This window comes from Streptomyces sp. NPDC047453 (assembly GCF_040643155.1).
Classification (GTDB): Bacteria; Actinomycetota; Actinomycetes; order Streptomycetales; family Streptomycetaceae; genus Streptomyces.
Genome location: NZ_JBEYTS010000088.1, coordinates 1 through 24,952 on the forward strand (window position 1 = coordinate 1; position 24,952 = coordinate 24,952).

The following is a 24,952-nucleotide window of genomic DNA, read 5'->3' on the forward strand; positions in this document are numbered from 1 at the left end:
CACCGCGGCACGAACCCGGGAAGACCGTGAAACGAGCCGAAACCCTCACCGAACACGTCCGCCTGAAACAGCAGCGGGGATAAAAATCAAGCTGAGAAGCTGTTGTCTTTCCGGACGTGACACAAACCACCGGCCGCCCTTGCGGGACACGGTCGCACAACGGATCTCACCACCCCCCGATCACCCGGGTCCATTTCGCCGCCGCTGACTGCCGCCCCTGCCCACTGCGCTCGGCCTGCACGCGGGCCTCCGAGAAGGGCCGCTACGGACGCAGCCTGACCCTGCTGCCCCGCGAGCAGCAGGAAGTACTCGACCTGCGTCGCCAGGAACAGCAAACCGAGAAGTGGAAGAAGCGGTACGACACCCGGGCAGGCGTCGAAGGCACCATCTCCCAAGCCGTCCACCGCACCGGCATCCGCCACACCCGCTACACCGGACTCGCCAAAACCCATCTCGGCAACGTCCTCGCTGCCACCGCGATCAACATCATCCGCCTCGACGCCTGGCTGACCGGAACCCCACTCGGCAAGACCAGAGCCTCACACCTGGCCCGCCTCGAACTCGCAGCCTGAACCGCCCTCACAACACCCGGTTTGCGGATTTCCCAACGGAGTCCTGAAGGACGGGGCTTGCGCTCAAGAAATCCGGTCAGCCGAGCGGCCCGCGTGGGGGTCGGAGCGAGCTTGAGAACCTCGTGGGCCTCAGGGCGGCACAGGCCGTTCTTCCATGGCTCGAACGCTGCTACGGCGGCCGGGTAGTACTCCCGCAACAAGGATCGCAGCTGGTTGGCGATCTGCTGCCGGTTCCACGTCGCGTCCTGCTGAGCCCGGGCACGGCGATGGCGCGGGCCAGGTCGCTGTCGTCGGGCAGGGACCGGTGGGCATGCATGTCGGTCCGCAGGATGTTTGCCAGCACCAAGGCATCCTCCGGGTCGGACTTCTTGCGGGAGACGGAGTGCCGGTCGCGGTAGCGGGCCGCAGCCAGCGGGTTGGTCGCGAAGACCTTCCGCTTGCCCTGTCGCAGCACGGCGACCAGCAGCCCGCGGGAGGTCTCGATCGAGGCTGATGGCGGAGGCGCTCGACGGCTGATCCGGGGGCTGGACCGCCCGTGTTCACTCGCGGTTCGCGTGGGCGCCGCAGCGCACCAGTAGGTGTTCCCGCCGGCCAGACGTCGGCTGTCCTCGCCCTATGACCTCGACGCGCGCTACGGAATGAAGCGTGGCTCGGGCTGGTGTGGTTACAAGACCCACCTGACCGAGACCTGTGAGCCGGATGCACTCCATGTGATCACGAACGTGGAGACCACCAACGCCACCGTCGATGACGCCGAGATGACCGAAACCGTCCACCGGAAGCTGGAGGAACGCCGGCTGGTGCCGGGCGAGCACGTGGTGGACGCCGGCTACGTCACTGCCGCCCACATCCTCACCGCACGCGACGAGCACGGCGTCACGCTTTTGGGGCCGGTCGGCCTGGATACCCACCACGGCCGGCAGGACGGCACCGGCCCGGATCTCTCCCAGCGGGCGTTCCGCGTCCACCGGGACCGGCGCAAGGCCATATGCCCACGCGGCGCGGTCAGCATCAGCTGGTCCCACCAGGTCAAATCCAGCGGCGGCTACCGGATCTACGACGCGATGGCGAAGCTGGACCCGGACTTCTTCCTGTGCAGCGGCGACAACGTCTACGCCGACGGTCCGATCGCCGCCACGCAGGCCCTGCCGGACGGCAGCACCTGGCGGAACATCACCACCGAGGAGAAGGCGAAGGTCGCCGAGACCCTCGCGGAGTACCGGGGCAATTTCCGCTACAACCTGCTGGACGAGAACCTGCGCCGGTTCAACGCCCAGGTGCCGTCCGTCATCCAGTGGGACGACCACGAGGTGCGCAACAACTGGTACCCGGGCGAGGTGATCGCCTCCACCGACACCCGGTACACCGAGAAGAGCGTCGACGTGCTGGCGGCGCGCGCCCGGCGGGCGTTCAGCGAGTACTTCCCGATCTCCACGCTGCGCCCGGGTGCGGACGAGGGGCGCGTCTACCGCGTGCTGCGCCAGGGCCCCCTGCTGGACGTGTTCGTGCTGGACATGCGCACCTATCGCAACGCCAACTCGCCCGACAACCAGACCGTCGACCCGCAGGGCATCCTGGGCCGCGAGCAGCTGGAGTGGCTGAAGCGGGAGCTGTCGCGCTCGCGGGCGGTGTGGAAGGTCATCGCGGCGGACATGCCGATCGGGCTCGTGGTGCCCGACCCGATGGAGAACAAGCCGAACTTCGAGGCGGTGGCGCAGGGCGACCCGGGCTCCCCGCTCGGCCGGGAGCTGCAGATCGCAGACCTGCTGCGGTACATCAAGCACCAGCGGATCACCGGAACGGTGTGGCTGACGGCCGACGTGCACTACACCTCCGCCCAGCACTACCAGCCCTCGCGGGCCGCGTTCAGCGACTTCGAGCCGTTCTGGGAGTTCGTCTCGGGACCGCTCAACGCCGGTGCGTTCCCGGCCAACGCGCTGGACGGCACGTTCGGTCCGGAGCGGGTGTTCGTGAAGGCGCCGACCGCGTCGAACGTCTCGCCCGCCGGCGGCTACCAGTTCTTCGGCGAGGTCGACATCGACGGCGACAGCGCCGAACTGACGGTCCGGCTGCGGGAGCAGGACGGCACGGTGCTGTTCACCCAGACGCTGCGGCCGGGCCTGGTCGGCCAGTAAGGCACAGGCGGGCCCGGCACGGACGAGGCCGTCCGGTCCCGTACCCTCGAAGCCGTGTCGCGCGCCGGCGTCATCCCCTGGCGCGCGGCACGGCTCCACGCCCCGCCAACTCCCCTGCCCTGCGGGCGTTTTCGCAGGTCAGGCCGATTGTCAGTGGTCGCCTCTACGGTTTTTCCATGACGCGATCACTGCAGGCCGTGGCCTATCGCCGACCCTCCGCGCTGCACTCCGACGCGGACGGCCGCCACCTCAGAAAGGGCAGCCCCTCTGCCTGATCGGCGACTCCGGCACCGGCAAGTCCCACATGCTCATCGCCCTGGGCACTGAGGCCGCCATGAAGGGCTACCGCGTCCGCTACACCCTCGCCACGAAGTTGGTGAACGAGCTGGTCGAGGCAGCAGACGAGAAGCAGCTGAACAAGACCATCGCCCGCTACGACCGCGTCGACCTTCTCTGCATCGACGAGCTGGGGTACATGGAACTGGACCGGCGCGGCGCCGAACTGCTGTTCCAGGTTTTGACAGAGCGTGAGGAGAAGAACAGTGTCGCCATCGGCCTTGTCAAGTTGCTGGTGTGGCTGGAGAGTTGGGGCGTGTTGAGGGGGCTTGGGTGCTGTGCCGGGTCCTGCGGTCAGGCGTGTGCGAGTGTCCCGGTGACGGTTTTCCAGATGCGGAAGTGTTCGGTCATCTCGGTGCGGTAGTCACTCGCTGTGATCAGATGTCGTCGGGGGCGGAAGTGGCTGGAGATCCGGCTGAAGGCGGCGAGGAACCTTTGGGCCGCTCCGCTGGAGCGGAGGCCCTTCATGGCGCGCTCGCGCTGTCTCGTGGGCTGATGACTGTTCTCGGCCCTGTTGTTCAGGTACTTCGAACTGCGGTGCTCGACCGACGGCATGACCTCGCGGTGGGCGGCTCCGTAAGAGCGGAGCTTGTCCGTCACGATCACCCGCGGCACGTACTCCACTCCCTTGAGGAGCTTGCGGAAGAAGCGCCTGGCTGCGGCCGTGTCGCGGCGGTCCTGGACGAGAATGTCGAGGACATTGCCATCCTGGTCGACCGCGCGCCACAGGTACCGCATCTTCCCGTTGACCTTGATGAACACTTCGTCCAGAGGCCATGTGTCACCGGGACGCGGCTGCCGGCGGCGCAACCGCGTGGCGTAGGCGGGGCCGAACGTGGCGCACCAGGGCCGGACCGTCTCGTAGGAAACTGCCGCGTTCCAGTAGGAGCTCCTCGACCTCACGGTAGGAGAGAGGGAATCGGTGATACTGCCACACAGCGTGACCGATCACCTCGGGTGGAAACCGGTAGCCCCTGTACGACGGTGCCGTCCCGCTCTCCACCCGAGCCTCACCTCGTGACGATCTACACCAGGATCATCCCACGGCCCGAGCCGAACCTGACAACGCCCACTTCACCGCCCTGACCAGATCCCGAGGATGTCCCGGTCGGCCGATGAGTGGCCGACCGGGATATTTGTACTCAAACGAGATCGAATCGATCGAGGTTCATCACCTTGTCCCACGCTGCCACGAAGTCACGCACGAACTTCTCTCCCGCGTCCTGACACGCGTAGACCTCCGCGATGGCTCGGAGCTGGGAGTGTGAACCGAAGACGAGATCAACGGCGGTGGCGGTCCACTTGACCTCGCCCGTGGCGCGATCCCGGCCATCGAACACATTGTCAGCAGAGGCCGACGCCTTCCACTCCGTGCCCAAGTCGAGCAGGTTGACGAAGAAGTCGTTGGTCAGTGTCTCCGGCCGGTGGGTGAAGACGCCGTGGGGGGACCGCTGGAAGCCGGTGTTCAGGGCCCGCATGCCGCCGATCAGCACCGTCATCTCGGGAGCGGTGAGTGTCAGCAGGTTGGCGCGGTCCAGCAGGAGAGTCTCCGGCGACAGCTTCTCTCCCGCCCGGACGTAATTGCGGAACCCATCCGCCCTGGGTTCGAGCACGGCGAACGAGTCCACATCGGTCTGCTCCTGCGAGGCGTCCGTGCGCCCCGGTGCGAACGGGACCGTGATGTCGTGCCCGGCGTTCTTCGCGGCTTGCTCGACGGCCGCGCACCCGCCCAGGACGATCAAGTCCGCGAGCGAGACCTTCGTTCCGCCGGCCTGCGAGCCGTTGAAGTCCTGCCGGATCTGCTCGAGGGTCCGCACCACCTCGGTCACCTCGGGCAGGTCATTGACCTCCCAGCCCCGTTGCGGCTCGAGCCGAATCCTTGCCCCGTTGGCCCCACCGCGCTTGTCGGTGCCTCGGAAGCTGGCTGCCGCCGCCCAGGCGGTGGTGGCCAGCTGAGAGATGGACAGTCCCGAGGCGAGGATCCTGGCCTTGAGGGCGGCGATGTCCTCGTCCGCGACCAGTTCGTGATCGACCTCAGGGACGGGATCCTGCCACAGCTGGGGCTCAGGAACCCACGGGCCGAGGTAACGCGAGCGGGGTCCCATGTCGCGGTGCAGCAGCTTGTACCACGCCTTGCCGAACGCCACCGCGAGTTCGTCCGGGTTCTCGTGAAAGCGCTTCGCGATCGGCGCATAGACCGGATCGACCTTCAGCGCGAGGTCCGTCGTCAGCATCATGGGAGCGTGCCTCTTCGACGGATCATGAGCATCAGGCACAGTACTCTTGGCCGCCGGATCCGTGGGAGTCCACTGCTTGGCACCGGCGGGGCTCGTCGTCAGCTCCCAGTCGTACCTGAACAGGTTGTCCAGGAATCCGTTGTCCCACTTCGTCGGCTCGTTGGTCCATGCGCCCTCAAGCCCACTGGTGAGCGCGTCGCTGCCCTTGCCGCTGCCGTACATGTTCTTCCAGCCGAGGCCTTGCTGCTCCATCGGGCTGGCCTCGGGCTCCGGGCCGACGTACTGGGGATCGACCGCGCCATGACACTTGCCGAACGTATGGCCGCCGACGATGAGCGCAAGCGTCTCCTCGTCATTCATCGCCATACGCCCGAACGTCTCGCGAATGTCCCTGGCGGCAGCCATCGGATCCGGGTCACCGTTGGGCCCCTCCGGATTGACGTAGATCAGTCCCATCTGCACGGCAGCGAGAGTCCCGGTGAGTTCCCTGTCGCCGCTGTAACGCTCATCTCCGAGCCAGGTGTCCTCGGGCCCCCAGAAGATTTCCTCGGGTTCCCAGATGTCCTCTCGCCCGAAGCCAAACCCGAAGGTCTTGAACCCCATCGATTCCATGGCACAGTTGCCGGTGAAGATCAGAAGGTCGGCCCAGGAGATTTTCCGGCCGTACTTCTGCTTGACCGGCCAGAGCAAACGGCGCGCCTTGTCGAGGCTCGCATTGTCCGGCCAACTGTTGAGGGGGGCAAATCGCTGAGCGCCCGCGCCGCCACCGCCCCGCCCATCCTCAATGCGGTACGTCCCCGCGCCATGCCAACTCATCCGGATGAAGAGTGGCCCGTAGTGGCCGTAGTCGGCAGGCCACCAGTCCTGCGACGCCGTCATCACCCCGAAGATGTCCTGTTTCAGTGCGTCGAGGTCGAGGGTGGCGAATTCTTCGGCGTAGTTGAAGTCCTCGCCCATCGGATTGGACCGGGGACAGTGCTGATGGAGAACCTGAAGGTCCAGCTGATTCGGCCACCAGTCCCGGTTCGTCTTGGGTCGCGTCGGCGTGACGGCCGGGGAGGGAATTACTGGGTTCTCGCTTTCACTGCGGGACACGTCCGTCCTTCTTTCTCTCTCGGTGCTTCCTTCTGCTGGCTGCTTGCTCTTGACGTTGGTTGTCGGTTGCTTCGCCGGTGTCGCTGCGACCCGCACTCGTGGCGCGCCACGGCGCCCGCCGGCTGGAAACGCCTGACCGGACCCGCGGCAGTGAAGGCGGGGCCGACAGTCAGCGAGAACCCTTCCTCACGCACGACGCTGGTGTTCGAGCCTGTGCCGGAGTCCGTATGGTCGCGCACCACGGAGCGCATCGCTACGAGAACACGCAGTGCACTCGCCTGCAAGTCTGCGCGGCCCTCACTGTGTGCTGTGGACGGCAACGTGCTCGACATCCTCGTGCAGAGCCGACGGGACAAGGCTGCGGCCCGCCGCTTCTTCCGCAAGCTCCTCAAGCAGACCGGCGCCGTGCCGCGGTGAGGCGTTGTCACGTTGGCTGGGGTAGGAGTTCCTGGCTGGGTGCCAGGGTGTCGTGGGGCCTCGGTCGGGGTCTGGGGTCAGGCCGCGGTGGGCAGGCCGGTGCTGCCGGTGATCTGGTCCCAGATCGCGAAGCGGATGGTCATCTCCAGGCGGTGCTCGGCGGCGGTGAGCAGGTGGCGTCGGGGCCGGAAGTGGGGGCTGATGCCGCTGAAGACGGCCAGAAACCGCTGGGCTCCGCCGACGCTTCGGAAACCCTTCATGGCGCGCTCGCGTTGCCTCGTCGGCTGGTGGGAGTTCTCGGCCCGGTTGTTCAGCCCCTTGTGCGAGCGGTGCTCCACCGAGGGCATCACCTCGCGGTGGGCGGCGCCGTAGGAGCGGAGCTTGTCGGTGACGATCACCCGCGGCACGGCGCCGGTCTGCTTGAGGAGCTTGCGGAAGAAGCGCCTGGCCGCGGTCTTGTCCCGCCGGTTCTGCACGAGGATGTCCAGCACGTTGCCGTCCTGGTCGACGGCCCGCCACAGGTACTTCCGCTCGCCGTTGACGCTGACGAAGACCTCGTCGAGATGCCACTTGTCGCCGGGCTGCGGTCGGCGCCGGCGCAGCCCGCACCTGCACCAGGACCCGGACGTGACTGACTACGGCAGTCTCGCGGCCGCCGTCGCCCGGCACGCCGACCAGGTGCTGGACGTCCCGGTGTATGCCGAGCCCCACCACCGGGCGGCAGCTCTCATGCAACTCCTGATCCAGGTCCCCGCGCTGGAGTCCCGCAACGAACTCTTCGCGTCCGTCGTCGCCGCGGCGTACCTCACCGCGTCCGGGCTGACGGTGACCGCCGAGCCGAAGGACGCCGTCGCCCTGGCCGCCCGGGTCCGCGACGGGCTCAGCGTCCGGGACTTGGCGCACGAGATCCGCCGCGGGTGGATCGCCGGATGATCGCAGGTCTGTAGCAGCCGCGATCACCGCGGCGGCCGCCGTGCAGCGGCGGGGCCCGAGGGCCCCGGCTGCGTGCCCGCCGGGATGGTGTGTCAGACCATGGCGAGCCGGTCCACCAGCAGCTCCACGCTCGGCTCGGTGTCCTCCGGCGGCAGCCGTCCCGCTCGGGTCAGGGTGGCCAGTCCGTGCAGGGACGCCCAGAACACCTCGGTGAACAGCGCCGGGTGGACGCCGTCGCCGGCGACCTCGCCGAGGCTCTCCAGCAGGGCGGCGAAGGCGTCCTTGAGAGGTTGTGGGGTGTCCTCGTCCGCGAAGGCCAGGCCGCCGTCGAGCTGGAACAGGGCGTCGTAGACCGCCGGGTTGCGTTCGGCGAAGTCGAGGTAGGCGCGGGCGAGGGTGGCGACCCGCTCGCGCGGGCCGTCCGCGGCGGAGGCCGCGGCGCGCACCGCCGCGGCCATCTCGGCGGCGCCTTCGAGGGCGACGGCGCCGATGATCTCGCGTTTGCCGCGGAAGTGGCTGTAGAGGACGGGCTGGCTGTATTCGATGCGCTCGGCCAGGCGGCGGGTGGTGACCGCGTCCCAGCCCTGCTGCTCGGCGAGTTCGCGGGCCGTCGCCACGATGAGGCGCTTGCGGCCCGCCCGGTCGCGCTCTACGTCCGCGTCGCCGTCATCATCGCCGCCTTCGCCCTGCTGGTCGCCGCCCTCGCCTGAGCCCGCGGGCCGACACCGCGCCGGCGGCGCACAAGCCGGCTCGCTGAGCGTAGCGCCCACGACGGGCTCGGCCACATCGCGGCAGCAGCTGCTCCCCCTCGACCACTCCCCGGGCGGCGCGGTCTTCTCACGCAGCTGCACCGTGACGGCGGCAGTACGGCGAGCGGCCCACCTCCGGCCGGCTCGACGGCACACGGCCCGGCGCCCCTCTCCACCCCTTCCGCAGCCAGCCTGTCCTCCGTCACAACCGAGCCGCCGCAGACGGCAGCGCGCGGGCCACGTAAACCGCCCACCGTGGCCGTGTTCAGGCGCGGCCAGGAGGCGCGTAGGTGATGCCGACGTCTCCGGCGGAGGTCGCGGCGAGGGCCACGACCTTCCAGATCGCGGCGGGAACGCCAGCCCCGGGGCCGTCGCATGCGTCGTTGAGGAAATCCACGGTCAATGCCACGGACTTGCCGTCCGCCCCTTGGCCGAGAACTTGACCTCCTGCGCTGCCCACGGCTTCGCGTGGACAGAGGCGAACTGCACCATGGCCGGGGGGCCTGCTCCGCAGACACGACGCGCCGCCGCTACGCGGCGGGCCAACTTCCTTGTTAGACAAGGCAGTTGGGAGACTGTCATTCCGTGACGCGTGCCTCGAATCGCTCCGCGTGATTCCGCTCCGCACCTCCACCATCACCACACCGAGCCCGGAACCGTCCGACTGCCGGGCCACCGCCCGGGCCGACAGGCCCTCGGCCCGGTGCAGCCGACGGATCTCAGCCCAGTCGATGAATCCGCTGCGCGGACGCCGGTGCCGGCGTGAAAATCGGCGTGGGGCTGACCGCCGACGCCGATGAGTATGTGGGAGGTCGAGCCCGGAGCCCAGTCTGGTGAGGGAGTCGGTCCGAGGGGCTTGTGCACTGCTGCTTCGAGCGCGCCGTTCAGACTCTCGCGTGCCCCCTCGACTCCCCGGGCGGCCCCGCCTGTACCGCCACTTCGGTGGTGTATCGCGTGAGGGAGGGGTTCATGGACGGTGCAGCGGATGCGGGTGCGGTCGAGGAGTTGGAGGAGAAGCTGCCGCGGCGGGTCGCCGGGATCGATGTGGCCAAGGCCTCGGGGGTGGTGGCGGTGCGGCTGACCGGTGCAGTGCGCGCGCCCACACGCCGTTGTCCCGGACTACCCCGCATCCTCGCCGCCTTCAACCAGGCCACCGGCCCACTCCGGGCCCGCGACGTCTGCGAAGCCCTCGACCACGAACCGTTACCCAAGAACATTGAAGGCACCCGTGCCAGCCGAAACGCCTGGTCTAGCCGACACCGGCAGCCTCGTCAGGAAGCAGTAACCGGCCAAGCCTCTCGACCAGCGCCCTCTCCGATTCAAATCCTCACGTCAGTGGCTCTCTGCGACGGCTACGCGACCTGACTGCAAGGATGTCCGCCCGCGTGCCGGGTTGCCGAGGGTGTGTGCGAGGACGAGGAGGTTGTCGTCCGACACCACCCGCAGGCCGTACTCCGCGAGCAGTGCAGCCATCCGCTCCGGCCTCCACAGCGAGCGCCACGGCTCGCCCGATGTGACGGAACTGCCGAGCACGCGTGTCAGCAGCCGCCCCGCGGCCGCCCTCGCCGACGGCGCCTGGTAGTTGACGACGAGTGCACTTCCCGGGACCGTCCGGGCGGCGAGTGCGGCCACCGTGGCGTGCACCTCGTCGCGTGTGAGGTACGGGACGACGCCCTCCCACAGCCACGTCGTCGGCGCGGACGGGTCGTGCCCGGCGGCATCCAACGCCGCACCGAGATCACCGACGGCGAAATCGACCGGCGTGAACCGCACGGAACGGGCGATGACCGGTAGCTCGGCGGCGAGGAGATTGCCCTCATCCGGTCCTCGGAGCACTCGCGCCGCCTCGGCGAGGCGGGCGCGCTTGTCTTGCTGGGAGGCCGGATGGTCGACCTCCCACACATCTGTCTGCGCGAGCACAGGCAGCCGCCACGCCCGCGTGTCCAGGCCGGCGCCGAGGATCACGAGCTGGCCGGTCACGCGGTCGCGCAGTGCCCTGTCGATCCCGACCGTCCGCGGCACGACCACCTCGGCGCACGCCCGCACACTCTCACACAAGGTGCGCTCCTGCCAGCCCTTCGGCGGAGTGTTCGCGCGTACCTCGTCCACGGGCGTACGTTCCGCGACCCGCAGCAGCTCCACCGCCACCGGATCCGCGAACTGGCCTCTAGCAGCCCTCCCATTCACGGCCGCCCTCCCCTGGCAGACCAGCACCGCCGTCCGGCTCGCCGCACGCCCACTCTCGCTCATGGAGCCATATTCAACACCGCCCTCGCCCTGCCCCAACCTCAGCGAGAAGCGGATATAAGCTCGCGAACCGCTTCCTAATGTCGTTGTCAAGCGGCTGTAGTCACTGGGGGTGTGATCTCGTAGCACCATCGGTCACGGATCAGGGCCCACAGGACATTAACGCGTCGGCGGGCGAGAGCGAGCACGGCCTGGACGTGCTTCTTCCCCTCGGCACGTTTGCGGTCATAGAACTTCCGCGAGTTCGGGTCACAGCGGACGCTGACCAGCGCGGAGGTGTAGAAGACCCGCTGGAGCCTTCGGTGATAGGTGACCGGCCGGTGGAGGTTACCGCTGACTTTGCCCGAGTCGCGTGGCGCGGGGGCGACGCCGGCGAAGGCCGCCAGGGCGTCCGGGGAGTCGAACTCGTCCAGGCTGCCGCCGATGGCAGCGAGGAACTCCGCACCGAGCACGGCGCCGATGCCCGGGACGCTCAGGACGATGTCGGCGAGTTCGTGCTCGCGAAACCGGCCCTCGATGAGCTTGTCCATCTCGGAGATCTGCTCGCTGAGGGCCATCACCTCCTTGGCCAGGGTGTGGACCAGCTTCGCGATGGTCCTCTCCCCAGGGACGGCGGTGTGCTGGCGCTCAGCAGCTTCAACTTCCGTTTCAGCAAGGGAACTTGCGTTTCGGACCTTGCGGTTGGCCAGCCACTTGGTCAGCCGCGCGGTCCCGGCGCGGCGGATTGCGGCCGGAGTCTGGTAGCCCGTCAGAAGCTCGAGCGGGCCGGTGTTGGTCACGTCCAGAGCCCGTTCCAGGGCCGGAAACATGCTCAGCAGGGTGCCGCGCAAGCGGTTCACCACACGGGTGCGGTCCTCGACCAGGTCGGCGCGGCGGCCGGTCAGCAGCCGCAGTTCGAGGGCGGCTTCGTCTCCGGGGCAGATGGACCGCAGGTCGCGGCGCATCCTGGCCTGGTCGACGATCACGTAGGCGTCGCGGGCGTTGGTCTTGCCCTCGCCGCGGTAACCATCAGACGCCCGGTTCACCAGGCGGCCGGGGATGTAGAGGACCTCCTGGCCGTGGCTGACCAGCAGGGCCAGCAGGGCCAGCAGGGCCAGCAGCAGCGCGGGTTCCCCGCCGGTCATGTCGATGGCCCAGGTGACCCGACGGCCATCGGCCAAGGTCGGCTTCGATGCGCGCGGCGGTGGAGAGCAGCGGCGGGAGCAGCCGGCGGCGGATGCCTCGCGGGTCACGTCGTCGACCATCACGGGCACCCCACCCCCTGCTCCGGCACCGCCTCCTGCTCGCCGCCGTGCCTGTCGGGAAGCCAGGGCGGTCAGCCCGTGGCGGCGAGTGCGCCGACCCGGCCGTTCAAAGCGGCGGAAAACTGGTCCGTGACCCCGTCCACGGCTGCTTTGGCGGTGGGAGATGCGACGGCCGGTACGCCGTCCTCGCGGGCGATGTCCCGGTCGAGCGTGAACCAGCCCGACACGATGTGCGAGGCGCCCATCGAGGTCAGGACCGGCCGCAGGGCGTAGTCGATGGCCAGGACGTGGGCCTGGCTGCCGCCCGTGGCCAGGGGCAGCACCGTCTTGCCGGTGAGGGCGTACTGCGGGAGCAGGTCCAGCAGCGACTTCAGTAGGCCCGAGTACGCGGCCTTGTACACGGGCGTGCCGATCACCACCCCGTCCGCCTGCGCGAACAGGTCCGCGACGGCGGTGATGGCCGGGTGCCGGAGGTCCGCGCCGAGCAGCGCGTCGGCGGGCAGGGTGCGCACCTCCAGCAGGGTCACCTCGTGCCCCTGCCGGCGGAGACGGTCGTCCACGTGGCGCAGCAGCCGCGTCGTACGGGAGGTGGGGGAAGGGCTTCCGGAGACGGACAGGATGGCGGCCATGGGGTCACCTTTCGTTATCGCGGTCGAGGGAGCGTTACGTGACCGGCGGCGGTCACCAAGCGCTGGACTGCACGGTGATCAGCGGTTGCAGGTCGTTGCGGAGGGTCTCCAGGAAGTAGACGACCTCGGCTGCCACGGACCGGTGCTGAAGGTCGTTGAGGACGTCGTGGTGGGCGCCGCTCACGACCGAAAGGCGGGCGCGGGACAAGGACTTCGCCGTGCGCTGCAGCGCGTCGTGGTCGGCGAGCGGGTCGGCGTCGCCCACCAGGAGCAGGACTGGCAGATCGGTGTCCGCGTCCTGGACCGCGGCCGCCAGGGCGTCGGGCAGCGCCTCCCCAAGCGAGCCGCGCCGCACCTCCGGGTCCTCGGTGAGCCTGCCCCGGTGGGTCGGGCAGGAGGTGCGGACGTCGAGCTCGTCGTCCCAGCTCCCGGCGGACTCCGCGCCCCGGCCCGGCAGCCCCGCGAGGACCACCGCGTCGGGCCGTGCGGCGAGCGCCGTGCCCGCCCGGCCGAGGAGCGCGGCCACGGCGGCGGCCCCCGAGTCGGCTGCGACGATCACCACGGGCCGTACGACGCCGTCCCCGGCGGCCGTGTCCTCGACGGCCTCGTCGAGCCGGGCCGCCAGTTCTGTCAGCGAAGCGGCGTGATCCTCGGGGTCGAGGGCCGGGGCGTCGACGACCCGCACGCGGTAGGCGTCGGCGGCGAGCCGCCGGCCGAAGCGGTCGTAGGTCGCGCGAGTCTCGCCGCGGCCAGGGACCACGACGACCGTGCCGCGCACGCGGAGGCGCTCCGGTGTGAAGTGGTCGCTGTACTGGGTCATCTGATCTCCTGCGAGGAAACCCCGTCCTTCAGGGCGGAGAGAAATCGGACCCCTGCGGAGCAGGGCAGGGAAAGACGAATCGCCGTCAGGGCGATTCGTCGTCGAGCACCCACGGCCCCCGGGTGGGGTGCTAGGTTTCGGGTGTCCGGTCGGCGATAGCCAAGCTGTCCGGGCCTACCGCCGGGCTGGCGGGATGTCAGGTCTGTGGAGCTGGCGTAAGACCGATGACTGGTACACCAGTCCTCGCCGTTGGTTCGGGTCGGCTGCTGTCGATGAAGCAGAAAGATCAACCCGTGAGGGTTGAATCCCCCTGCTTCAGCTGGGGGAGATGTCAAGTCACACTCCTGCGGGTGCTGGATCGGTGATGCGCGCGGGCGTCCAACCCACGGCGGGCGCCACTTCGGTCGCGATGAGTTCGAGGGCGCGGATCGCGACGTCGTGGTCGAGGACGGCGGGGTTGAACTGGGTGATCAGATCCGTCGCGACGGGCAGGACCTTCTCCTGCCGCAGCGCCGCGACGATCTCCTCGGGATGGCCGTAGAAAGAGTGGAAGCGGCGCAGCGCCTCGCCGGTGTCCAGGCCCTGGGGAACGCGCCGCTGCCGGCCATGCGCAGCGCGGCGCGGTGGACGTCCTCGCCGATGTGGCGCAGCGCCGTGCGGCGGTCCTTGGCCGGGAAGACGAACCGCGACAGGCCGATACGAGGACGCCTCGGCCGGTCCCAGGCCGCCAGGTAAGCGTCGGCCCAGGGGCGCTGCACCTCGTCGGTGGGGGCGTCGAAGCCGTAGGCCGCCCGGTTCAGCAGCAGATGGGAGCCGCCCGCGGCCGCGTGCCGCGCCCCTTGGGCGCTGAAGACGCCCTGCCAGATCCGCTCGCTGAAGTCGCCGGCCGGCGGCTGGATACGGAAGCCGGGCGTACCGACCTCGCGGTTGGCCAGGGCCTGGCGCAGTATGTCGAGGTTCTGGCTGGTCAGTTCGCGCTTGCGGGCGACGTCCCGGCCGAACGCGGCGTACTCCACGGCGCTGGAGCCGCTGCCCACGCCGATCTCGACGCGGCCGCCGCTGAGGGTGTCGACGGTGGCGACGTCCTCGGCGAGACGGACCGGGTCCTCCAGCGGCAGGACGTTGATCTCGGTGCCGAGCCGGATACGGCTCGTGCGGGCCGCCGCATGGGCGAGGAAGGTCCACGGCGAGGACAGGCCGCCGCCGTTGAGGGCGACGTGGTGCTGAGCCACCCAGCCGACGTCGAAGCCCAACTCGTCGGCGACGGTGAACAGTTCCTGGGCGTTGCGGTAGGTGCGGGCGAAGTCGTCGTCGCGGCCCTGGACATGGGTGAGGAAACCGAGCCGGAAGCGGGGTCTGTCGCTGGTCATTGGCATGCCTTTCGCATACGACGTCGCGGGCGGTCGGCCCGGCCGTGCTCAGTCGGCCACGAGCGTGTGCTCGCGGCTGTGGCGGTTGGCGGGGATCGGCAGACCGAGGTTGCCGCGCAGGGTGTCGGCGGTGTACTCGGTGCGGAACAGGCCGCGCTTCTGCAGGATCGGGACGACGCCGTCGACGAAGAGGTTCAGTTCCTCCTCGGTGCGGAAGGCGAGGTTGATGCCGTCGAAGGTGCCGGCGTCGAACCACCGCTCGACGGTGTCGGCGACGGTGCGAGGGTCCCCGACGAACGGCGACCGGCGGAACTGGTTTGCGGTGTCCGCGACTTGGCGAAGGGTCAGGTTCTCGGTGCGGGCCCGCTCGATGATCTTCGCGGCTCCGGTACGGCCGCCCTTCTCGGCCAGGTGCGCGACGTCCGGGAAGGGTGCGTCGAGGTCGTGCACGCTGAAGTCATAGGCACCGAAGGACCGGCCGAGCAGCGCGAGGTTGCGCTCGAAGTCGTTGTCCTCCTCGAAGATCTCCCGTTCGCGGCGGCGGGCGGCCTCGTCGGTGGCGGCGACGACTGGCCCGCCGTGGATGAAGATCTTGATGTGGTCGGGGTCGCGGCCGTAGGCGGCGGTGCGCTTCTTGATGTCGGCGTAGTACTCCTGCGCCTGCTGGAGGGTTCCGCCGGGCGCGTAGATGCCCTCGGCGACCCGGGCGGCGAGGTCACGGCCCTCTTCGGACACCCCGGCCTGGAAGATCACCGGCTGGCCCTGCGGGGAGCGGGAGAGGTTCAGCGGGCCGGCCACCGTGAAGTGCTCGCCGACATGGTCGAGTTCGTGCAGCTTGGCCGGGTCGAGGAAGACGCCCCGCTCGACGTCGGCGGGGAAGGCGTCGTCCTCGTAGGAGTCCCACAGCCCACGGGCGACCTGTACGAACTCCAGGGCGCGGTCGTAGCGGGTGGCGTAGTCGAGGTGCTCGTCCAGCCCGTAGTTGCGGGAGGTGCCGATGTCGAAGCTGGTCACGACGTTCCAGCCGGCGCGTCCGCCGCTGATGTGGTCGAGGGAGGCGAACCGGCGGGCGAGGTTGAAGGGCGAGTTGTACGTCGAGCTCGCGGTGCCGACCAGGCCGATGTGCCGGGTGTGGGTGGCGACCGCCGACAGCAGCGTCAGCGGCTCGAGACGGTTGAGGTAGTGCGCGGGGTAGGTGGCGTTGATGAACTGGCTGTCGACGATGAACAGGGCGTCGAACAGGGCGTGTTCGGCCGCCTGCGCCTGCCGGATGTAGTAGTTGATGTCGATGCTGGCGTTCTTCGCGACGCGCGGGTCCTTCCACAGGCCGTGCTGGCCCGGGCCGCCGACGCCGTAGGGGTGCAGCGCGAGATGGATCGTGCGGGGCATGGCAGTTCCTGTCTGTCGTGGGTTCAGGCGTGCAACAGGGCGCGCAGAGAACGGCGTTCGGCGCGGTCGGCCGGTGCGCTGTGCAGGGTGGGCGCGGAGCTGAGGAGCAGACGTGTGTAGGCGTGCCGCGGCCGGTTGACGACGTCGCGGGCGGCGCCGGTCTCGACCAGCTCGCCCTGGTACAGCACCGCGATGCGGTCGGCGACGCCGGCGACGGATCCGAGGTCGTGGGAGATGAAGACCAGGGCGACGCCTTCGGCGCGCAGTTCCTTGAGGATCTCCAGGATCTGCACGCGGTTGGCGGAGTCCAGGGCACTGACCGGTTCGTCGAGGATGACCAGGCGTGGCCCGGTGACCAGGGCCCGGGCCACCGCGACGCGCTGGCGCTGTCCGCCGGAGAGTTCGCCGGGCAGCCGGTCGAGGAGGTCCTCGGTGAGGCGGACGCGGTGCAGGAACTCCCGAACGCGGGCCGCCGCTTCCTCACGGGTCGCGCCGGCGACGAGGAGGGGCTCGGCCAGAGAAGCTTCGATACTCAGGTCCGGGTCGAGACTGCGCAGAGGGTCCTGGAAGACGTACTGGATCACGCCCTTGCGGCGCAGGGCGCGCCACTGGCGGGCGCCGTGGGAGGTGACATCCTCGCCGTCGACGGCGATCGATCCGGCGGAGGCGCGCACGAGGCCGAGCGCGGCCCGCGCGAGGGTGGACTTGCCCGAGCCCGTCTCGCCGATGATGCCGAGGGTCTCGCCCGGCCCGACGCTCAACGAGACGCCGTGCAGGGCGCGTCGGCGCCGGCGGCGCAGCCCGTAATGCACCTCCAAGTCCTCGATCTCGAGGACCGGACCGGTGGAGGCGAGGGTGCGATCGCTGCTCACGCGTCCTCCTTCGGGGCGAGGAACTTCTCCAGGCCGTACTGCTGGTGCTCGGCGATGAGCAGGCGGGTGTAGTCGTGCCGCGGGTGGTGCAGAACCTCGTGGGTGGGCCCGTGCTCGACCACCTCGCCCTGGCGCATGACGAGGACCTCGTCGCACAGCTGGGCGACGACGGCCAGGTCGTGGGAGACCACCACGAGGGCCAGGCCGGTGCGCTCGCGCAGGTCCGCCAGCAGGTCGAGGATCTCGGCCTGGACAGTGACGTCGAGCGCGGTGGTGGCCTCGTCGGCGATCAGGATGCGCGGGTCGGCGGCGACGGCCGCCGCGATGAGCACCCGCTGGAGCATGCCGCCCGACAGCTCGAACGCGTACTGGGAAAAGACCAGTTCGGGGTCCCTGAGGTGCACGGCGCGCAGCAGCTCGATCGCCTGCCGGCGTGCCTCGCGCCGCCCCACGCCCTTCTTGACGCGGATGACCTCGGCGACCTGCTTGCCGACGGGGATCGAGGGGTTGAGGTAGGAGGCCGGGTCCTGGAAGACGGCGCTGATCGTGGCGCCGCGCAGTGCCGTCCACTGGGCGGGCGTGAGGTCGCTGATGTCGCGGCCCTCGATCTCGATCGAGCCGCCGCCGACCTCGAAGTGGGCGGGCAGAATCCCCAGCGTGGCACGGCAGGTGAGGGTCTTTCCGCTGCCGGACTCGCCGACGATGCCGACCGTCTTTCCGGGGATGAGCGTGAAACTCACGCCGTGGACGATCTCGCGTCCGCCGGCCTGGTCGCTGATGCGCACGTCGCGCACGGACAGTACGGGCGGCGCGGGGGTGGCCGCGGCGGCGGCTTCGGTGCGTTCGGTTGCCTCGCTGCCGGCGGGCAGCTTCTGGGACAGGGTGCTCATCACGCACCTCCGGCGGGAGCGGGGTCGGCCTGGTCGAGCCGGCCTGCGCGGGCGCGGCGGCTGTTGAGCAGCGCCCGGCCGGCCTCGCCGGAGACGTCGCGGATGGCGTCGGCGAGGACGTTGCAGGCCCAGACGGTGATCATGATCAGGAGTGCGGGTGCGAGCGGCGCCCACGGCCGTTGGCTGAGGTAGCCGAGGTCGGAGGCGAGCAGGCCGCCCCAGGTGGGCGCGGGTGGCTGGACGCCGATCCCGAGGAACGTCAGGCTCGAGACGATCACGAAACCGACGCCGATGGTCTGCGCGAGCGCGACCGCGATGGGCGGCAGCACCTTAGCCCAGACATGGCGGCGTACGACCCAGCCGATCGCGGCACCGGAGATCAGCGCCGCCTCGACGTACTGGGAGCGGGCCACCGCCAGCGTGGCGGCACGGGAGACCCGGTAGAACAGCGGGGACACCAGCGCCCCGGTCACCAGCATCGCCTGGGTAATGCCGTTGCCGAGCAGGGCGACGACGGCGACGGCAAACAGCAGGAAGGGCAGGGCGACAAGCGTGTCGGCCAGCCGGAGGGTGATCCACTCGAAGGTCCGGCCGAGATACACCGACAGAATGCCGGGGACCACTCCGACCACGAGCGCGGTCAGCGCGACCTCCAGCGAGCCGAGGACGCTGATGCGGGAGCCGTCGAGCAACCGGCTCAGCACGTCCCGGCCCAGGTAGTCGGTGCCCAGCCAGTGGGCGCCGGAGGTGGCGGCGAGGGTGTTGTCGCTGGTGGCCAGCGGATCCTGCGGGGCGAGCAGCGGGCCGAACACCGCGAGGAAGGCGATCACCGCGAGGACGGTGACGGCGATACGGCCGGACGGCAGGGACAGGACACAGCGCACCATGGCTCACACCCCCCTCTGGGACGCGGGCGTCACGCGAGCCAGCACCAGATTGACGACGAGGTTGAACAGGACGACCAGGACGATCGACACGACCAGCACGCCCTGGACGGCCGGCACGTCACCGGCCTGGGCGGAGTCGTTGGCGAACCGGCCGAACCCCTGAAGGCCGAAGATCCACTCCGTGACGACGGAGGCGCCCACGAGAGCGGGGAACTTCAGGCCGAGGGTCGCCAGTGCCGGACCGAGGCCGTTGCGCAGCACGTGGGTGAAGAAGATCCGGCGCGCACTCAGCCCCCGCACCAGCGCCCCGGTCACATAGTTCTCGCGGTAGGCGGCGATGAGGCTGGTGCGCAGCTGGCGGGCGACGTCGGCGATGACGTCGAAGCTCAGGGCGACGGCCGGCAGCGTGATGTGGGCGAGCCACGGGCCGACGCCCTGGTCCGGCTTGACGTAACCGGCGGAGGGGAACAGCCCCAGGCCGACCGCGAACACCGCCACCAGAACGATCCCGACGACGAAGGCGGGCATCACCGAGATCAGCGTGACGAAGCCGGTGACGGCGCGGTCGATCCAGGTGGTGCGGCGCAGCGCCGCGAGCGTGCCCAGGCCGAAGCCCGCGACGACGCCGATGAGCAGGGCGAAGGTAGCCACGGAAAGACTCACGCCGAGGCCGAGTCCGATGAGCGTGGAGATGTCGGCGCCGTTGGTCCAGCTCGTCCCGAGCTGTCCGTGCAGGACGCCGTTGATCCAGTCGCCGTACTGCACCAGGAACGGGCGGTCGAGACCCCACTGGGCCTCGACCCTGGCGACCGCCTCGGGTGTGGCCTCCTCGCCCAGCTGGATCCGCGCCGGGCTGAGCCCGCTGAGCGAGCGCAGCGCGAACGTCACGAACGTCGCGACCAGGAAGACGGGCACGAAGATCGCGATCGACCGGGCGACGGTGACCAGGATGCGGCCCAGGGTGTGCCGCGCCCTGGCCGCGGCAGCCGTACGACGGTCGACGGGTGCGGCCGGTGCCTGCGCCTGCGTCGTCATCATGGGGTGCCCCCTCTCGATGATGGGCTCTGGGTGGTCCGGGTGGATGGACGGGGCGTCAGCTGCCGCCGATGGTCACGCCGGTCCAGTCGATGTGGGCCGGGTTCTTCGGCAGGCCGGAGACGGACTTGCTCTTGGCGATGAGGTTGGGCTGGGAGTAGGTGAAGACCAGCGCCTTGCTCGCCAGACCGGCCCGGGTCGCCGCCTGGAGGACCTTGGCGTAGTCGGGCGAGTCCAGCGGCGTCTGGCGGACCTTGGCCACCGCCGCCTCGAAACCGGCCGGCTCGTACGGGGAGCTGAGGTTGAGCGGGCCGTTGGGACCGAAGTGCGCGGTGAGGGTCTGAACTGCCGAGTCCCGGCCCGTCGTTGCGTACAGCGAGAAGGTCAGGTCCTTGGCGAAGAACGGCGTCGCCCAGTTCTTGTCGATCTTGATCGTGACCTTGATGCCGACCTTCGCCAGCTGCGACTGGACGATCTCCGCCTGCGGGTCCTCGGCCGGGATGACCAGGTTCAGCTTGATGTCCCCGGACTTGTAACCGGCCTCGGTGAGCAGCTTCTTCGACTTGGCCGGGTCGTAGGGGTAGGTATTCGCCGACGCGGGGTCGTAGGCGACGTATCCCTTCGGGAAGGGCTGGTCGGTCACCTCGCCGTAGCCGAAGGTCAGCTTGTCGACGAACTCCCGGCGGTTGATCGCGTAGCGGACCGCGCCGACCACCTTGTCGTTGTCGAACGGCGCCTTGTTGACGTTCAGGCTGATGTTGGAGGCGTTGAAGCCGGGCTGGACGAAAACGTCGAGGCCGGCCTTCTTGGCGGCCTTGGCCTGGCTAGGGTCGATGTCGGCGAAGTTGTAGACGCCGGTCTGCAGGCCGGAGACCACCGTGGAGGCGTCGGGCGCCGAGGTCAGCTCGACGTCGTCGATGTGGATGTTCTTGGCGTCCCAGTAGTCGGGGTTCTTCTTCAGGACCGCCTTGGTGCCCGGAACGATCTGCGTGATGGTGAACGGGCCCGCGCCGACTGGGTTCTGGTCCAGCTTCGCCGGCGACTTCGCCGCCTTGGGGCTAGCGATCTGCAGCACGCGCTCACCGAGCAACTGGGGGATCTGGTAGTCGACTTGGCTGAGGTGGATGACCGCGTCGAGCCCCTTGGCGTCCACCGACCTGATGGACGTCAGATCGCCGAAGAGCGCCGAGTTCTTCTGCTTCTTGGCGCGTTCGATGGCGGCCTTCACCGCGGCGGCGTCGACCGGCTCACCGTCGCTGAACTTCAGGTTGGGGCGCAGATGGAAGGTGATCTGGTCGCCCTTGCCGTTGTACTTCCAGCTCTTGGCCAGGTCGGGAACGGCGTTGCCCTTCTCGTCGGTGCGCGTCAACGAGGCGTACACCAGGGCCAGTTCACGGAACTGGGCGCCGCTTCCGCCCACCACCGGGTCCCAGTGGGTGGGGAAGTAGGAGGAGGCCCACTTCAGCGTGGCGTTCCCGCCGGCGGCCGCGGAGTTGCCGCCGCAGGCGCTCAGGGCCGGGGTGAGCACGGTGGCGAGAACGGTCCCCAACGCCGCGGCGCGCAGCCGGGCATGGCGGGCGGGGCGCAGTCTGGGGCGGCGGGGCGTGCGCGGTCCGGACATCTCAGGTTCCTTCTACGAGGGCACCGGCCCGGGTCGGGACCACGGGCTCGGGGACGAGGGCGGTGGGCCGCGGCGTCGTGGTACGGCGCAGCGGGCCCGGGCGGGCATGCATGTGCAGGGCGTCGCGCACGCGGGCCTGCCGGACTCGGGGCATGAGGCGCCGACAGCGCCGCGGGCGAAGGCCAGGAAAGGTGGGAAGGGTGGGGAGAGGGCGGACGAAACGCTGGGAGCACGGTTCGGGACGACGCGCACCGGGTGGCACAGCGGCGGGAAGCCGGTGCCGGCGGGAGCGCTCAGGCGCCCGTGAGCCGTGGACGGCGGAGGGTCAGCGACAGAGGGCGCTGCATGTGCGCCGCAGGTCCACGTAGCGGCACACCACACCGGGGTGCGTCGTAAGCATGGTGCTCATCCTGGGGGCAGTCCTCGGCGCCTGTCAATGGACACCAAAAGGTGTCTCATTCGTCGGGACGGTCTCTGACCGCAGGTCAGAGCCCCGTCAGGGGGCGGCGGGTGCTCCGGGGCCGGCGGCCGGGTGGGTGGCGGCCTCCTCGGGGTGCAGCCACAGCGGCCCGCCCGCGGTGTCGATCCGCAGCGCCCGCGCAGGGGGCCACGTGCCGGTCGTCAGCAGCCGGCGCTCGGGGTCGGTCAGACTCCGGTAGCGGGCGAGCGCCGCCGCGGGGTCGAGGGGCGCGGGGTCGACCGGCAGCCCCGGTGCCAGCTCCTCGACCGCCGAGGCGTACTCCTCGTACGGCCGCCATCCGGGTACGGCGCGCACGCCCGAAGGCGACCGGAACAGCAGGGTGGGCAGCGCGTAGCGGTGTCCGCCGTCCGGTGTCTCCTTGGCGGCGCCGGGGTGCGGGGACTCGCCGCGCACGGACGCCACTTGGGGCACGGGGCGACGGGCCTCGGCGTGGTCGGAGCGGACCGCGTCCCGTACGGCCGCGGAGGCCGCGTCGGCCGTGAGGCGCTGCAGGTCCAGGTCCGGCACGCCCCGTGCCGCCGCCAGTGCCAGCGCGGGGGTGTCCGCGGGCTCGCCGAGAACGAAGACGGTCTCCCGCAAGCGGCGCAGCACCCGGTCGGCCACCTGCGGCCCCTGCGCCTCGGCCGCCTTGGCGACGAGGGAGGACGGCCAGGAGCTCGCCGCCACCCGGTGGAGCCGGAAGGCCCGGGGCGCGCGCGTGTGGCGGCCGATGTCCTCGACGTAGCGGGCGTACCAGGCGGTCTCCGCGTCCGGATCGGGGGCCGGGTCGTCGTCGTGGTCGAACAGGATGCAGTACACGCGACGCCAGCCGGCCCGGCCGTCGAGCGCCGCGCGCAGCCGGCGGAAGACGGGCTCCGAGCCCCAGGCCCAGGGACACAGCGGGTCGGTGTACTCCACCACCTGCAGCGGCGCACGGCCTGCCGGAACTGTCACGCGGCTCCCTTCCGGACCGCCCGCGCCTCCGCGTCCCCGGGCAGCAGCGCGGTGAGCGTGGTGGCGCCCAGCAGAGCGGCGGCGTCCGCCTCGATCCGGCGCCAGACCCCGGGCAGTCCGGAGGCAGGGGCGGGATAGTCGAGCCCGGTCAGCGGCTCGCCCCGCAGGGTGATCAACTCGCCGTCCACGGCGCGCGCGACGTCAAGGAGCGTGATCTCGTCGGCGGGCCGGCCGAGCCAGTACCCGCCCTCGCAGCCGCGCTGGCTGCGCACCAGGCCGGCCTTGCGCAACTCGCCCACCACCGACTTCAGGAAGCGGAACGGGATCTGCTGCGAGGAGGCGATGGCCTCGCACGTCAGGGGGCGGGAGGGTTCGCGGGCGAGCTCCAGCAGAGCCCGTGCGGCGTAGTCCGCCTTCGCGGAGATATGCATGCGCACATGATGCCCGAGAAGCGGGCCGCCGCCAGGGCTTTTGCCGCCCCAGCTGTCTCGTTACGGGAACATTGCCGCAGGTGAACCGCAATAGACACCTCTTGACATCCTTTTCCGGGCGGTTCTAGCGTCCGAGCCATGAGCGAGCCGCTGACCACCCCCGGTGAAGGTTTCCACCCCCATCTCGGAGATGCGCCCGAAGGGCCGACAGCCCCCCTGTGCACGCGACTTCACCACATCCGCGCCGACGCGCTCGACGGCGACACCGCCCAGACCGGCGGCATGCGCCGGTTCGCCGCGGTCAGCGGGAAGACGGTCGGGTCGGAGAAGCTGTGGATGGGCCAGACCCACGTCGCCCCCTCCACCTCCTCCTCCGACCACCACCACGGCAAGTCCGAGACCGCCATCTACGTCGTCAGCGGCCACCCCGAGTTCGTCTTCCTCGACGACTCGGGCCCCCGGCCCGAAGAGGTACGGCTGCGCACCGCCCCCGGCGACTACATCTTCGTCCCGCCGTTCGTGCCGCACCGCGAGGAGAACCCCGACCCCGCCGAGGAGGCGGTCGTCGTCATCGCCCGCAGCACCCAGGAGGCGATCGTGGTCAACCTCCCGCACCTGTACCCGCTGAAACCCGAAGACACCTGACCACCGACATGTGCACGGCTCGCCCGCAGGGACGCTGAAACTCCTCCATCTGGCCGATGCTCCGTTCGCAGACGAGCCCGCAGAGATCCGCCCCCGACTGTAAGGACTCGAATCAAAATGAGGCTTTGAGGCCTCGCCAGCAGATGATCGCGCAGCCGAGAGTGAGGAAGGCCTGGTGGATGTCGGCGCGGACCTCCCCGCGAATGCGCAGACGTCAAAACCAGTGCAGGAGGGCGAAGGCGGCTTCCACGACCCAGCGGTTCTTGCCCAGGCCGCTGCCGTGGTCGGTGCCGCGCCGTGCGATGACGGGCCGGATGCCCAGCTCGCGGACTTGGCGGCGGTAGATGTCGTGGTCGTAGCCGCGGTCGGCGTAGAGCACGTCGGGGCGCCGGCGGGGGCGTCATCGCTATCCCCGGATCGGCGGCACCGCCTCGATCAGCGGAGATGACGTGGTGCTTGCTGCCCGTCTTGCCGCGGTCCACCGGCGAACGCCCGGTGGCGTTCCCGCGCTTCAAGGCCCGCAGGTGGGAGCCGTCGACGGAGGCCCGGGAGAGGTCGAGCATGTCACCGGCGCGCAGTTCGGCGAGCAGAAGTTCGTGCAGTTGCTGCCAGACTCCCGCTTCGTTCCAGTCCCGCAGTCGCCGCCAGCACGTCATCCCGGAACCGAAGCCGAGCTCCTGCGGCAGGAACTCCCACCGGATCCCGGTGTACAGCACGAACAAGATCCCGCACAGCACTTTGCGCTGGTCAAGCTGCTTACGGCCCGGATAGCGGTAGCGTCGCTCCACTGTCGGCAGCAGTGGCTCGATCCGCGCCCACAGCCCGTCCTCGACCTCCCACGGCCTGCGTGCACCCACCCCAGTAGCCGTCGCACACCCCCACATCGACCAACCCCGGTTATTCAGCGGAATTGGTCGGGCTGACGCCCTGACAGCAGAAAGGTGCCGCTGACCTGCGAGGATGCGAGTGTCTAGATCGTATCCG

19 protein-coding genes and 7 pseudogenes are annotated in these 24,952 nt (G+C 69.8%); 6 read left to right on the forward strand and 20 right to left on the reverse strand.

The window, feature by feature from the left end; translation table 11 throughout:
* Positions 1-116: 116 nt before the first annotated feature.
* Positions 117-572, forward strand: coding sequence for a transposase (locus ABZ818_RS37635; RefSeq protein ID WP_361425262.1), 456 nt, complete (start codon positions 117-119; stop codon positions 570-572).
* Between the two features lie 74 nt (positions 573-646).
* Here the strand turns inward: ABZ818_RS37635 and ABZ818_RS37640 are convergent.
* Positions 647-1,059 (reverse strand): annotated as a pseudogene (locus ABZ818_RS37640) (transposase); the annotation flags it as partial.
* Positions 1,060-1,612: 553 nt separating this feature from the next.
* Here ABZ818_RS37640 and ABZ818_RS37645 point away from each other — a divergent pair.
* Both ABZ818_RS37645 and ABZ818_RS37650 read left to right on the forward strand, forming a co-directional pair.
* Positions 1,613-2,707, forward strand: a pseudogene (locus tag ABZ818_RS37645) (alkaline phosphatase D family protein); the annotation flags it as partial.
* A 184-nt stretch (positions 2,708-2,891) separates the two neighbouring features.
* Positions 2,892-3,260 (forward strand): annotated as a pseudogene (locus ABZ818_RS37650) (ATP-binding protein); the annotation flags it as partial.
* Positions 3,261-3,337: 77 nt separating this feature from the next.
* Here the strand turns inward: ABZ818_RS37650 and ABZ818_RS37655 are convergent.
* Positions 3,338-4,046: pseudogene (locus ABZ818_RS37655) on the reverse strand (IS6 family transposase).
* A 139-nt stretch (positions 4,047-4,185) separates the two neighbouring features.
* Positions 4,186-6,375 carry a catalase/peroxidase HPI gene (gene katG, locus ABZ818_RS37660; protein WP_361425265.1) on the reverse strand — a complete coding sequence of 730 codons (2,190 nt, stop codon included), beginning with the start codon at positions 6,373-6,375 and terminating at the stop codon, positions 4,186-4,188.
* A gap of 312 nt (positions 6,376-6,687) precedes the next feature.
* Here katG and ABZ818_RS37665 point away from each other — a divergent pair.
* Positions 6,688-6,789: pseudogene (locus tag ABZ818_RS37665) on the forward strand (DDE-type integrase/transposase/recombinase); the annotation flags it as partial.
* Positions 6,790-6,869: 80 nt separating this feature from the next.
* On the opposite strand, the pseudogene ABZ818_RS37670 reads toward ABZ818_RS37665, so the two are convergent.
* Positions 6,870-7,394 (reverse strand): annotated as a pseudogene (locus tag ABZ818_RS37670) (IS6 family transposase); the annotation flags it as partial.
* A 25-nt stretch (positions 7,395-7,419) separates the two neighbouring features.
* Between ABZ818_RS37670 and ABZ818_RS37675 the strand changes: the two are divergent.
* Entirely contained in the window at positions 7,420-7,725 is a 306-nt protein-coding gene (locus ABZ818_RS37675; RefSeq protein ID WP_361425268.1) for a fic family toxin-antitoxin system, toxin component, read from the forward strand.
* A 92-nt stretch (positions 7,726-7,817) separates the two neighbouring features.
* Here the strand turns inward: ABZ818_RS37675 and ABZ818_RS37680 are convergent, their stop codons facing one another.
* The 15 genes from ABZ818_RS37680 to ABZ818_RS37750 form a co-directional block, all read right to left on the reverse strand.
* Positions 7,818-8,345 (reverse strand): TetR/AcrR family transcriptional regulator, encoded by a 528-nt coding sequence (locus ABZ818_RS37680; protein ID WP_361425309.1) that lies wholly within the window; start codon positions 8,343-8,345, stop codon positions 7,818-7,820.
* A 394-nt stretch (positions 8,346-8,739) separates the two neighbouring features.
* Positions 8,740-8,883, reverse strand: coding sequence for a hypothetical protein (locus ABZ818_RS37685; protein ID WP_361425271.1), 144 nt, complete (start codon positions 8,881-8,883; stop codon positions 8,740-8,742).
* Between the two features lie 923 nt (positions 8,884-9,806).
* The gene (locus ABZ818_RS37690) at positions 9,807-10,724 is read right to left on the reverse strand and encodes a class I SAM-dependent methyltransferase (RefSeq protein WP_361425274.1); all 918 of its coding nucleotides are present in this window, start codon (positions 10,722-10,724) and stop codon (positions 9,807-9,809) included.
* Between the two features lie 86 nt (positions 10,725-10,810).
* Positions 10,811-12,031 carry an IS110 family transposase gene (locus tag ABZ818_RS37695; RefSeq protein ID WP_361425312.1) on the reverse strand — a complete coding sequence of 407 codons (1,221 nt, stop codon included), beginning with the start codon at positions 12,029-12,031 and terminating at the stop codon, positions 10,811-10,813.
* A 5-nt stretch (positions 12,032-12,036) separates the two neighbouring features.
* Positions 12,037-12,594 carry an NADPH-dependent FMN reductase gene (gene ssuE, locus ABZ818_RS37700; protein WP_361425277.1) on the reverse strand — a complete coding sequence of 186 codons (558 nt, stop codon included), beginning with the start codon at positions 12,592-12,594 and terminating at the stop codon, positions 12,037-12,039.
* Between the two features lie 52 nt (positions 12,595-12,646).
* Complete coding sequence (locus tag ABZ818_RS37705; protein ID WP_361425279.1) at positions 12,647-13,414, reverse strand: alpha/beta fold hydrolase; 768 nt, start codon at positions 13,412-13,414, stop codon at positions 12,647-12,649.
* A 470-nt stretch (positions 13,415-13,884) separates the two neighbouring features.
* Entirely contained in the window at positions 13,885-14,784 is a 900-nt protein-coding gene (locus ABZ818_RS37710) for an LLM class flavin-dependent oxidoreductase (RefSeq protein WP_361425282.1), read from the reverse strand.
* 48 nt (positions 14,785-14,832) lie between these two features.
* Positions 14,833-16,173 (reverse strand): LLM class flavin-dependent oxidoreductase, encoded by a 1,341-nt coding sequence (locus tag ABZ818_RS37715; RefSeq protein WP_361425285.1) that lies wholly within the window; start codon positions 16,171-16,173, stop codon positions 14,833-14,835.
* Positions 16,174-16,196: 23 nt separating this feature from the next.
* A complete protein-coding gene (locus tag ABZ818_RS37720; RefSeq protein WP_361425288.1) occupies positions 16,197-17,045 on the reverse strand; it encodes an ABC transporter ATP-binding protein in 849 nt (282 codons plus the stop codon).
* Positions 17,042-17,935, reverse strand: a complete 894-nt coding sequence (locus ABZ818_RS37725) for an ABC transporter ATP-binding protein (RefSeq protein ID WP_361425291.1) — start codon at positions 17,933-17,935, stop codon at positions 17,042-17,044. The genes ABZ818_RS37720 and ABZ818_RS37725 overlap by 4 nt, the downstream gene beginning before the upstream one ends.
* On the reverse strand, positions 17,935-18,822 hold the full coding sequence (locus ABZ818_RS37730) for an ABC transporter permease (RefSeq protein ID WP_361425294.1): 888 nt from the start codon (positions 18,820-18,822) through the stop codon (positions 17,935-17,937). The genes ABZ818_RS37725 and ABZ818_RS37730 overlap by 1 nt, the downstream gene beginning before the upstream one ends.
* A gap of 3 nt (positions 18,823-18,825) precedes the next feature.
* Positions 18,826-19,857: an ABC transporter permease gene (locus ABZ818_RS37735; RefSeq protein ID WP_361425315.1), complete on the reverse strand. Its 1,032-nt coding sequence runs from the start codon at positions 19,855-19,857 to the stop codon at positions 18,826-18,828.
* 58 nt (positions 19,858-19,915) lie between these two features.
* Positions 19,916-21,478 (reverse strand): ABC transporter substrate-binding protein, encoded by a 1,563-nt coding sequence (locus tag ABZ818_RS37740; protein WP_361425297.1) that lies wholly within the window; start codon positions 21,476-21,478, stop codon positions 19,916-19,918.
* A 496-nt stretch (positions 21,479-21,974) separates the two neighbouring features.
* The gene (locus ABZ818_RS37745) at positions 21,975-22,892 is read right to left on the reverse strand and encodes a DsbA family protein (protein ID WP_361425300.1); all 918 of its coding nucleotides are present in this window, start codon (positions 22,890-22,892) and stop codon (positions 21,975-21,977) included.
* A complete protein-coding gene (locus ABZ818_RS37750) occupies positions 22,889-23,323 on the reverse strand; it encodes an Rrf2 family transcriptional regulator (RefSeq protein ID WP_361425303.1) in 435 nt (144 codons plus the stop codon). The genes ABZ818_RS37745 and ABZ818_RS37750 overlap by 4 nt, the downstream gene beginning before the upstream one ends.
* Before the next feature lie 138 nt (positions 23,324-23,461).
* On the opposite strand from ABZ818_RS37750, the gene ABZ818_RS37755 reads away from it, so the two are divergent.
* Positions 23,462-23,968, forward strand: a complete 507-nt coding sequence (locus ABZ818_RS37755; RefSeq protein ID WP_361425306.1) for a cupin domain-containing protein — start codon at positions 23,462-23,464, stop codon at positions 23,966-23,968.
* Between the two features lie 112 nt (positions 23,969-24,080).
* Here the strand turns inward: ABZ818_RS37755 and ABZ818_RS37760 are convergent.
* Positions 24,081-24,852, reverse strand: a pseudogene (locus tag ABZ818_RS37760) (transposase).
* Positions 24,853-24,952 lie beyond the last annotated feature (100 nt).